9 protein-coding genes are annotated in these 9627 nt (G+C 72.9%); all 9 read left to right on the plus strand.

Annotated elements, in window-relative coordinates:
• Positions 1–76: 76 nt before the first annotated feature.
• The 9 genes from argC to AC4H2S_RS20120 are packed head-to-tail and all read left to right on the plus strand — an operon-like array spanning position 77 to position 9322.
• Complete coding sequence (gene argC / locus AC4H2S_RS20080) at positions 77–1105, plus strand: N-acetyl-gamma-glutamyl-phosphate reductase (RefSeq protein ID WP_491498755.1); 1029 nt, start codon at positions 77–79, stop codon at positions 1103–1105.
• Positions 1102–2253, plus strand: coding sequence for a bifunctional glutamate N-acetyltransferase/amino-acid acetyltransferase ArgJ (gene argJ / locus AC4H2S_RS20085; RefSeq protein ID WP_491498756.1), 1152 nt, complete (start codon positions 1102–1104; stop codon positions 2251–2253). The genes argC and argJ overlap by 4 nt, the downstream gene beginning before the upstream one ends.
• Entirely contained in the window at positions 2250–3203 is a 954-nt protein-coding gene (argB, locus tag AC4H2S_RS20090) for an acetylglutamate kinase (protein ID WP_491498757.1), read from the plus strand. The genes argJ and argB overlap by 4 nt, the downstream gene beginning before the upstream one ends.
• Positions 3200–4393 carry an acetylornithine transaminase gene (locus AC4H2S_RS20095; protein ID WP_491498758.1) on the plus strand — a complete coding sequence of 398 codons (1194 nt, stop codon included), beginning with the start codon at positions 3200–3202 and terminating at the stop codon, positions 4391–4393. Before argB ends, AC4H2S_RS20095 begins: the two co-directional genes overlap by 4 nt.
• Entirely contained in the window at positions 4390–5316 is a 927-nt protein-coding gene (gene argF / locus AC4H2S_RS20100) for an ornithine carbamoyltransferase (RefSeq protein ID WP_491498759.1), read from the plus strand. Before AC4H2S_RS20095 ends, argF begins: the two co-directional genes overlap by 4 nt.
• Complete coding sequence (locus tag AC4H2S_RS20105) at positions 5313–5894, plus strand: arginine repressor (RefSeq protein WP_491498760.1); 582 nt, start codon at positions 5313–5315, stop codon at positions 5892–5894. The genes argF and AC4H2S_RS20105 overlap by 4 nt, the downstream gene beginning before the upstream one ends.
• Positions 5891–7321, plus strand: coding sequence for an argininosuccinate synthase (argG, locus tag AC4H2S_RS20110; RefSeq protein WP_491498761.1), 1431 nt, complete (start codon positions 5891–5893; stop codon positions 7319–7321). The genes AC4H2S_RS20105 and argG overlap by 4 nt, the downstream gene beginning before the upstream one ends.
• Positions 7321–8772, plus strand: a complete 1452-nt coding sequence (argH, locus tag AC4H2S_RS20115) for an argininosuccinate lyase (RefSeq protein ID WP_491498762.1) — start codon at positions 7321–7323, stop codon at positions 8770–8772. The genes argG and argH overlap by 1 nt, the downstream gene beginning before the upstream one ends.
• Positions 8735–9322 carry a DNA-3-methyladenine glycosylase gene (locus AC4H2S_RS20120; RefSeq protein ID WP_491498763.1) on the plus strand — a complete coding sequence of 196 codons (588 nt, stop codon included), beginning with the start codon at positions 8735–8737 and terminating at the stop codon, positions 9320–9322. Before argH ends, AC4H2S_RS20120 begins: the two co-directional genes overlap by 38 nt.
• Positions 9323–9627: the final 305 nt, after the last annotated feature.

Genomic DNA, 9627 nt, shown 5'->3' on the forward strand with positions numbered 1-9627 from the left:
ACGGCCCGATCGCGCTCGTCGTTCCCGGTCCGGACCAGTGCGACGCATCATGCATTCGCATGTATAGTCATGCAACATGACCGCAACAGTCGCCGTGGCCGGAGCCAGCGGGTACGCCGGGGGAGAGGTGCTCCGCCTGCTCCTGGGCCACCCCGAGGTCGAGGTCGGCGCACTCACCGCGGGGTCCAACGCCGGTGAGCGCCTCGGTGCCCTCCAGCCGCACCTGCTCCCGCTGGCCGACCGGGTCCTGGCCGACACCACGGTGGATGTCCTCGCCGGTCACGACGTGGTCTTCCTGGCCCTCCCGCACGGCCGGTCCGCGGCGATCGCACAGGCGCTGGGCGACGACACCGTGGTGGTCGACTGCGGCGCCGACTTCCGGCTGACCGACCCGGGGGAGTGGCAGGCGTTCTACGGCGGCGAGCACGCGGGGTCGTGGCCCTACGGCCTGCCCGAGCTGCCCGGCCAGCGCGAGCTGCTGCGCGGCGCGCGCCGGATCGCCGTCCCGGGCTGCTACCCGACGGTCTCGACGCTCGCGGTCGTGCCCGCCCTGACCGCCGGCCTGGTCGCCCCCGACGTGACGGTGGTGGCCGCCTCCGGCACCAGCGGCGCGGGCAAGGCCGCGAAGGCGCACCTGCTCGGCAGCGAGGTGATGGGCAACGCGAGCGCCTACGGCGTCGGCGGCACCCACCGCCACACCCCCGAGATCGTCCAGAACCTCAGCGCCGTCCACGGCGCTCCGGTGGCCGTCGGCTTCACGCCGCTCCTCGTGCCGATGTCCCGCGGCATCCTGGCCACCGTCCAGGCGCCGCTGCTCGACGGCGTCACGCCGCAGCAGGTCCGCGACGCGTACGCGACCGCCTACGACCCCGAGCCCTTCGTCCACCTGCTGCCCGAGGGGCAGTGGCCCCAGACCAAGTCCGTGGTGGGCTCCAACGCGGTGCAGGTCCAGGTCGCCGTCGACGAGCGCGTACGACGACTCGTGGCGGTGGCCGTGGTCGACAACCTCGCCAAGGGCACCGCCGGCGCCGCCGTCCAGTGCATGAACCTCGCCCTGGGCCTCGACGAGGCCACGGGGCTCACCACGATCGGACTCGCTCCATGACCGTCACCCACCCCGCCGGCTTCACCGCCGCCGGCGTCGCCGCCGGACTCAAGTCCACCGGCGCGAAGGACCTCGCCCTCGTCGTCAACGAGGGCCCCACCCACGACTCCGCCACCGTCTTCACCGCCAACCGCTGCAAGGCCAACCCCGTGCTCTGGAGCCAGGAGGTCGTCAAGGACGGCGTCGTGCGTGCGGTCGTGCTCAACTCCGGCGGTGCCAACTGCTACACCGGGCCCGAGGGCTTCCAGACCACCCACGCGGTCGCGGAGAAGGTCGCCGAGGGCCTGGGCATCGGCGCGATCGACGTGGTGGTCTGCTCGACCGGCCTCATCGGCCTCGCCAACGACCGCGCCGACCTCCTCGCCGGGGTCGAGGCGGCGACCGCCGCGCTCTCGGCCGACGGCGGGCCGCAGGCCGCGGAGGCGATCATGACCACCGACTCGGTCAGCAAGAACACCGTCGTCGAGGGCGCGGGCTGGTCCATCGGCGGCATGGCCAAGGGCGCCGGCATGCTGGCGCCCCAGCTCGCCACGATGCTCGTCGTCCTCACCACCGACGCCGTGGTGCCCGCCGCCGACCTCGACACCGCCCTGCGCGCGGCCACCCGGGTGAGCTTCGACCGGCTCGACTCCGACGGCTGCATGTCGACCAACGACACCGTGACCGTGATGGCCAGCGGCGCCAGCGGCATCACGCCGACCCTCGAGGACTTCACCGCCGCGCTCACCCAGGCCTGCACCGACCTGGCCATGCAGCTGCTCAAGGACGCCGAGGGCGCCGACCACGAGATCGCCATCACCACCCTCCACGCCGCCTCCGAGGACGAGGCGGTCGAGGTCAGCCGCAGCGTCGCGCGCAGCAACCTCTTCAAGGCCGCGGTCTTCGGCAAGGACCCCAACTGGGGCCGGGTGCTGGCCTCGGTCGGCACCACGCAGGCGCGCTTCGACCCCGCCGACCTCGACGTGGCGATGAACGGCGTGTGGGTCTGCCGCGAGTCCACCCCGGCCGAGGACCCGGCGGGCGTCGACCTGTCCGGCCGCGAGGTCAGCGTGACCATCGACCTCAAGTCGGGCGACGCGCGCGCCACCGTGTGGACCAACGACCTCACCCACGCCTACGTCCACGAGAACAGCGCCTACAGCTCATGAGCGACGCACCGATGACCGAGACCGTCCAGAGCCCCCGCCGGCCCGACCCGGCGAAGGCCCGCACCCTCGCCGCCGCGCTGCCCTGGCTCAAGCGCTACCACGGGCGCACGATCGTGGTGAAGTACGGCGGCAACGCGATGACCGACGAGTCGCTCAAGGTCGCCTTCGCCGAGGACATCGCCTTCCTCCGCTTCGCCGGCTTCAAGCCGGTCGTCGTGCACGGCGGCGGGCCGCAGATCTCCCGCATGCTCGACCGCCTCGGCATCGAGTCGGAGTTCCGCGGCGGGCTGCGGGTCACCACCCCCGAGGCAATGGACGTCGTCCGGATGGTGCTCGTCGGCCAGGTGCAGCGCGAGCTCGTCGGGCTCATCAACCAGCACGGCGCCCTGGCGGTCGGCCTCTCCGGCGAGGACGCCGGACTGTTCCGGGCCGAGACCACCAGCACCATCGTCGACGGCGAGGAGGTCGACCTCGGCCTCGTCGGCGAGGTGGCCGAGGTACGGCCCGAGGCTGTGCTCGACCTCATCGAGGCGGGCCGCGTCCCGGTCGTCAGCTCGGTCGCGCCGGACAGCGAGGGCCGCGTCCACAACGTCAACGCCGACACCGCCGCCGCGGCGCTCGCGGTGGCCCTGGGCGCGGAGAAGCTGCTCGTGCTGACCGACGTCGAGGGCCTCTACCGCGACTACGGCAACTCCGACGACCTGATCCAGGAGATCAGCCCGGAGGCGCTGGGCGAGCTCCTGCCGACGCTCGACTCGGGCATGGTCCCCAAGATGCGCGCCTGCTACGAGGCGGTCACCGGGGGAGTGCCGCGGGCGACGGTCGTCGACGGCCGCGAGCCGCACGCCGTGCTGCTCGAGATCTTCACCGACGAGGGCGTCGGCACCCAGGTCCTGCCCGGCGCCGCCACCCGGATGCGCAAGCCCTACCCCACCGAGGAGCAGCCGTGAGTGCCATCCAGGAGCGCTACGCCGGCGCCGTGATGAACACGTTCGGCCCGCCCGTCCTCGCGCTGGTGCGGGGCAAGGGCGCGCACGTGTGGGACGCCGACGGCAAGGAGTACGTCGACCTGCTCGGCGGCATCGCCGTCAACGCCCTCGGCCACGCGCACCCGGCGCTCGTCGAGGCGGTCACCGGCCAGCTGCAGACGCTGGGCCACGTGAGCAACTTCTTCGCCACCGAGCCTCAGGTCGCCCTAGCCGAGCGGCTCGTCGCCCTCCTCGGCTGGGACGACTCGGCGCGGGTCTTCCTCAGCAACTCCGGCGCCGAGGCCAACGAGGCCGCCCTCAAGCTCACCCGCCGCACCGGCCGCACCCGGCTCGTCGCGGCCGAGGGCTCCTTCCACGGCCGGACGATGGGCGCGCTCTCGCTCACCTCCAAGGCCGCCTACCGCGAGCCCTTCGAGCCGCTGCCCGGCGACGTCACCTTCGTCGCGTACGACGACGTCGCCGCGCTCGAGGCCGCCGTCGACGAGACCGTCGCGGCCGTCGTCCTCGAGCCGATCCAGGGGGAGGCGGGCGTCGTCGTGCCGTCGCGCGACTACCTCGCCGCCGCGCAGCGCATCGCCCACGACAGCGGGGCGCTCCTCTGGCTCGACGAGGTGCAGACCGGCATCGCGCGCACCGGTGCGTGGTTCGCCCACCAGCTGCTCGACGGCGTGGAGCCCGACGTGGTGACCCTCGCCAAGGGCCTCGGCGGCGGCATGCCGATCGGCGCCACCGTCGCCCGCGGGACGGCCGCCACGCTGCTCCAGCCCGGCAACCACGGCACCACCTTCGGCGGCAACCCGGTCGCGGCCGCCGCGGCGCTGGCGGTGCTCGCCACCGTCGAGGCCGACGGCCTGCTCGACGCCGCCGTGGCCCGCGGCAGCCAGCTCGAGGCGCTGCTGCGGGCCCAGCGGGGCGTCGTGGACGTCACCGGCGCCGGGCTGATGCGCGGCGCCGAGCTCGACGGGCCCTATGCCACCCAGGCGGTCACCGCCGCCCGCGAGGCCGGCTTCATCCTCAACGCCACCGGCCCGACCCGGCTGCGCTTCGTCCCGCCGCTCGTGATCGGCGCCGGCGACCTCGACGCCCTGGCCACAGCACTTCCTGACATCCTCGACAGCGCCCGCCGCTCCGCCCAGGAGGCCACGCGATGACCCGTCACCTGCTCCGCGACGACGACCTCTCGCCGTCCGAGCTGCTCGAGGTCCTCGACCTCGCCGACCGGATGAAGGCGCAGCCGTTCGAGCACAAGCCGCTCGCGGGGCCGCGCACCGTCGCGCTCGTCTTCGACCGTCCCACCCTGCGCACCCAGGTCTCCTTCGCCGCGGGCATCGCCGAGCTCGGCGGCAACCCGATGACCGTCGACGGCGGCCTCGCCGCCATGGGCTCGCGCGAGGGCGTCGAGGACGTCGCCCGCATCCTGGGCCGTCAGGCCGCCGCGATCGTGTGGCGCACCGCCCACCAGGGCGACGTGGTGACGATGGCGGCCTACTCCGGCGTCCCCGTCCTCAACGCCCTCACCGACGAGTTCCACCCCTGCCAGCTCCTCGCGGACCTGCAGACCGTGCGCGAGCAGAAGGGCCGGCTGGCCGGGCTCCGCGTCGCGTTCGTCGGCGACGGAGCCTGCAACATGGGCAACTCGTGGGTGCTCGCCGGCGCGTCGGCGGGCATGCACGTCGTCGTCGGCGCCCCCGAGGGCTTCACCCCCGACACCCACGTGGTGGGCAAGGCGCGCGAGATCGCCCAGGACACCGGCGGGTCCGTCGAGCTCACCACCGACCCGGTCGACGCGGTCTCCGGCGTCGACGTCGTCGTCACCGACTCGTGGGTCAGCATGGGCCGGGAGGAGGAGGCGCAGGAGCGGCTGCGGGTCTTCCCGCCCTACGGCGTCACCGACGACCTGCTCACGCACGCCGCCGCGGACGCCATCGTCATGCACTGCCTGCCCGCCTACCGGGGCAAGGAGATCTCCGAGGAGGTCATCGAGGGCCCTCAGTCGGTCGTCTGGGACGAGGCGGAGAACCGCAGGCACGCCCAGAAGGCGGTGCTCGCCTGGCTGCTCGAGCGGTCGTCATGAGCGCCACGACGCCGCTGACCAAGAGCGCGCGCCACCAGCGGATCATCGACATCGTCACCACCCACCCGGTGCGCTCGCAGACCGAGCTGGCCGACCTGCTGGCCGACCACGGCGTACGCGTCACCCAGGCGACGCTGAGCCGCGACCTCGTCGAGCTCGACGCGGTCAAGGTGCGCAGCCCCGACGGCGCGCTCGTCTACGCCGTGCCGGGGGAGGGCGGCGACCGCAGCGCCTCCGCACCCCGCGCGAGCGCCGCCGGCCGCGACCGGCTGGCCCGGCTCTGCGCCGAGCTGCTCGTCAGCGCCGAGGCCAGCGCCAACCTCGTCGTGCTCCGCACGCCCCCCGGGGCCGCCCAGTTCCTCGCCAGCGCGTTCGACAAGGCGGAGCTGGGTGACATCCTCGGAACCATCGCCGGTGACGACACCCTGCTCGTCATCGGGCGCGACCCCGCCGGCGGCGACGCCCTCGCGCAGCGCTTCCTCGACCTGGCCAACGACGCCCGTCACGGTCACGGCAGCACCGCTCCCGCACCCACCCTCGCTTCCCCCAGCCCCACCACAGCAAAGGACACCCCGTGAGCAAGGTCCTCACCTCCCTCCCCGTCGGCGAGCGCGTCGGTATCGCCTTCTCCGGCGGCCTCGACACCTCGGTGGCCGTCGCGTGGATGCGTGAGAAGGGCGCGGTCCCGTGCACCTACACCGCCGACATCGGCCAGTACGACGAGCCCGACATCTCCGGGGTGCCCTCGCGCGCCCTCCAGTACGGCGCCGAGCTGGCGCGCGCGGTCGACTGCAAGACCCAGCTCGTCGAGGAGGGGCTCGCCGCGCTCGCGTGCGGCGCCTTCCACATCCGCTCGGGCGGGCGCGTCTACTTCAACACCACGCCGCTCGGCCGCGCCGTCACCGGCACCATGCTGGTACGCGCCATGCAGGACGACGGCGTCAACATCTGGGGCGACGGCTCGACGTTCAAGGGCAACGACATCGAGCGGTTCTACCGCTACGGCCTGCTCGCCAACCCCGACCTGCGCATCTACAAGCCGTGGCTCGACGCCGACTTCGTCAGCGAGCTGGGCGGGCGGCACGAGATGAGCGCCTGGCTGACCGAGCACCAGCTCCCCTACCGCGACAGCCAGGAGAAGGCGTACTCCACCGACGCCAACATCTGGGGCGCCACCCATGAGGCCAAGACGCTCGAGCACCTCGACGTCTCGCTCGAGACGGTCGACCCGATCATGGGCGTGAGGTTCTGGGACCCCTCGGTCGCCATCGACGCCGAGGACGTCACCATCCGCTTCGAGCAGGGCCGCCCGGTCGCCATCAACGGGGTGCGCCACGACGACCCGGTGGCGCTCGTGCACGAGGCCAACGCGATCGGCGGCCGCCACGGCCTCGGCATGTCGGACCAGATCGAGAACCGCATCATCGAGGCCAAGTCGCGCGGCATCTACGAGGCGCCCGCCATGGCGCTGCTGTTCATCGCCTACGAGCGACTCGTCAACGCGATCCACAACGAGGACACCGTCGCGCAGTACCACAACGAGGGCCGCAAGCTCGGCCGCCTGCTCTACGAGGGCCGGTGGCTCGACCCGCAGGCGCTGATGATCCGCGAGTCCATCCAGCGCTGGATCGCCTCCCTGGTCACCGGCGAGGTCACCCTGCGGCTGCGCCGCGGCGAGGACTACTCGATCCTGCGCACCGACGGTCCGGCGTTCTCCTACCACCCCGACAAGCTGTCGATGGAGCGCACCGACAACGCGGCGTTCGGTCCCACCGACCGCATCGGCCAGCTCACCATGCGCAACCTCGACATCGCCGACTCGCGCGCCAAGCTCGAGCAGTACGCCGCGCAGCCGCTCGACCAGGGCCAGGTGCTGGTCGAGCACGGCACCCTCTACGGTGCCATCGAGGCCGGCGGCTACGACAAGATCACCGACAACCCGGCCGCGACGGCGGACGACGAGTCCGCCCTCGACAACGCAGCGATGGAGTTCGGGACCGACTAATGCCACAGACACCGACGAGCGGCGGCACCACCAACGAGGGCTCGCTCTGGGGCGGACGCTTCTCGAGCGGTCCGTCCCCCGAGCTCCAGGAGCTGTCCCGGTCGACGCAGTTCGACTGGCAGCTGACGCCCTACGACCTCGCCGGCTCGCGCGCCCACGCCAACGCCCTGCACAGGGCCGGGCTGCTGACCGACGCCGACCACGCCGAGCTGCTGCGCGGGCTGGCGGTGCTGGGGGAGCGCTACGACGCCGGTGACCTGGCGCCCGCGCCCAGCGACGAGGACGTCCACGGCGCGCTCGAGCGGCTGCTGCTGGAGGAGGTCGGTCCGGAGGTGGGCGGGCGGCTGCGTGCCGGGCGCTCGCGCAACGACCAGGTCGCGACGCTCTTCCGGGTCTACCTGCGCGACCACGCCCGCACGATCTCCGCGCTCGTCCTCGACCTGGTCGACGTGCTCGCCGAGCAGGCCGCGGCGCACGTCGACCCCGACGGGTCCAGCACCGTGATGCCGGGACGCACCCACCTGCAGCACGCCCAGCCGGTGCTGCTGTCCCACCACCTGCTCGCGCACGCCTGGCCGCTGCTGCGCGACGTCGAGCGGCTGCGCGACTGGGACGCGCGGGTCGCCGCCGACTCGCCGTACGGCTCCGGCGCGCTGGCCGGGCAGACGCTCGGCCTCGACCCGGAGGCCGTCGCCGCCGAGCTGGGGTTCTCCGGCTCGTCGGCCAACTCCCTCGACGGCACCGCGGCCCGCGACTTCGCCGCCGAGTTCGCCTTCGTCACCGCCCAGGTCGGCGTCGACCTCTCCCGCCTGGCCGAGGACGTCATACTGTGGACCACCCGCGAGTTCGGCTTCGCGACGCTGCACGACTCGTGGTCGACGGGGTCGAGCATCATGCCGCAGAAGAAGAACCCCGACATCGCCGAGCTGGCCCGCGGCAAGGCCGGCCGGCTGGTCGGCAACCTGGCCGGCCTGCTGGCCACGCTCAAGGGGCTCCCGCTCGCCTACAACCGCGACCTGCAGGAGGACAAGGAGCCGGTCTTCGACTCGGTCCAGACCCTCGAGGTGCTGCTGCCCGCGGTGACCGGCATGGTCGCCACCCTGACCTTCGACACCGCGCGGATGGCCGAGCTCGCCCCCCAGGGGTTCTCGCTCGCGACCGACGTCGCGGAGTGGCTGGTGCGCGAGGGCGTCCCGTTCCGCGACGCGCACGAGATCGCGGGCGCGTGCGTGCGCCGCTGCGAGGAGCTCGGCTGCGACCTGCCCGACCTCAGCGACGACCAGCTCGCCGCGATCTCCCCGTCCCTGACACCGGCCGTGCGCTCCGTGCTCACCGTCGAGGGCTCGGTCGCCTCCCGCTCGGGTCGCGGCGGCACCGCGCCGGTGCGCGTGCAGGAGCAGCTCGACGAGCTACGTGACGCGAGCACCGCTCACCGTGCCCGCCTGGGCTGAGGGCGACCCGCTCGAGGTCGCCCCCCGGCTGCTCGGTGCCGTGATCACGCACGCCGGGGTGTCGGTGCGGCTCACCGAGGTGGAGGCCTACGCCGGCCCGCTCGACCCCGGGTCCCACGCCCACCGGGGGCAGACCGCCCGCAACGCGGTGATGTTCGGCCCGCCCGGGCGGCTCTACGTCTACTTCGTCTACGGCATGCACCACTGCGCCAACCTGGTCACCGGCCCCGACGGCGATCCCGGCGCCGTGCTGCTCCGCGCCGGTGAGGTGGTCGCCGGCCACGAGCTCGCCCGGCAGCGGCGCCCGGGCAGCAGCGACCGCGACCTCGCTCGGGGTCCCGCGCGGCTGTGCCGGGTGCTCGACCTCGACCTGTCCCACAACGGCGAGCCCGCTCGGCTCGCGGCGGGGGAGCGCGCACCCGACATCAGCACGGGTCCGCGGGTGGGACTTCGGCACGCGGCGGAGCGTCCGTGGCGCTTCTGGATCACCGGCGACCCGACCGTCAGCACCTACCGTCCGGCCACCCCGAGACCCCGCGCAGGCCGCTGACCTGCGGTTATGCGTTCAGGGCACCCCCGGTTTTGCATGGTCGGCGGGGACGGTCTAATGTTTCACCTGTCGCCGCAAGCGGCGCCGCCTCCTGGCCAGAAGGTCAGATGAAGCGGAGACCAGCTGCGACCACCGAAGCACGAAGCTCACGAGTTTGACGGTGAGCCAAGAGCCCGGTAAGTTTGTGCAGGTTGCCCCGCGACCAGACCGGCCCAGCCGGCGCGGAACGGGTGCGTCTGATTTTTGAGAACTCAACAGTGTGTTTGATTAGTCGACGAATTAGTTTGTTTTGCCCCGTTGACGTC

This window comes from Nocardioides sp. Z13_37, assembly GCF_058355585.1.

Coding starts and splice junctions, on each gene's coding strand:
- argH (WP_491498762.1), top strand. CDS start 7,321: ATGCCACAGACACCGACGAGCGGCGGCACCACCAACGAGGGCTCGCTC.
- argC (WP_491498755.1), top strand. CDS start 77: ATGACCGCAACAGTCGCCGTGGCCGGAGCCAGCGGGTACGCCGGGGGA.
- AC4H2S_RS20105 (WP_491498760.1), top strand. CDS start 5,313: ATGAGCGCCACGACGCCGCTGACCAAGAGCGCGCGCCACCAGCGGATC.
- argJ (WP_491498756.1), top strand. CDS start 1,102: ATGACCGTCACCCACCCCGCCGGCTTCACCGCCGCCGGCGTCGCCGCC.
- argB (WP_491498757.1), top strand. CDS start 2,250: ATGAGCGACGCACCGATGACCGAGACCGTCCAGAGCCCCCGCCGGCCC.
- argF (WP_491498759.1), top strand. CDS start 4,390: ATGACCCGTCACCTGCTCCGCGACGACGACCTCTCGCCGTCCGAGCTG.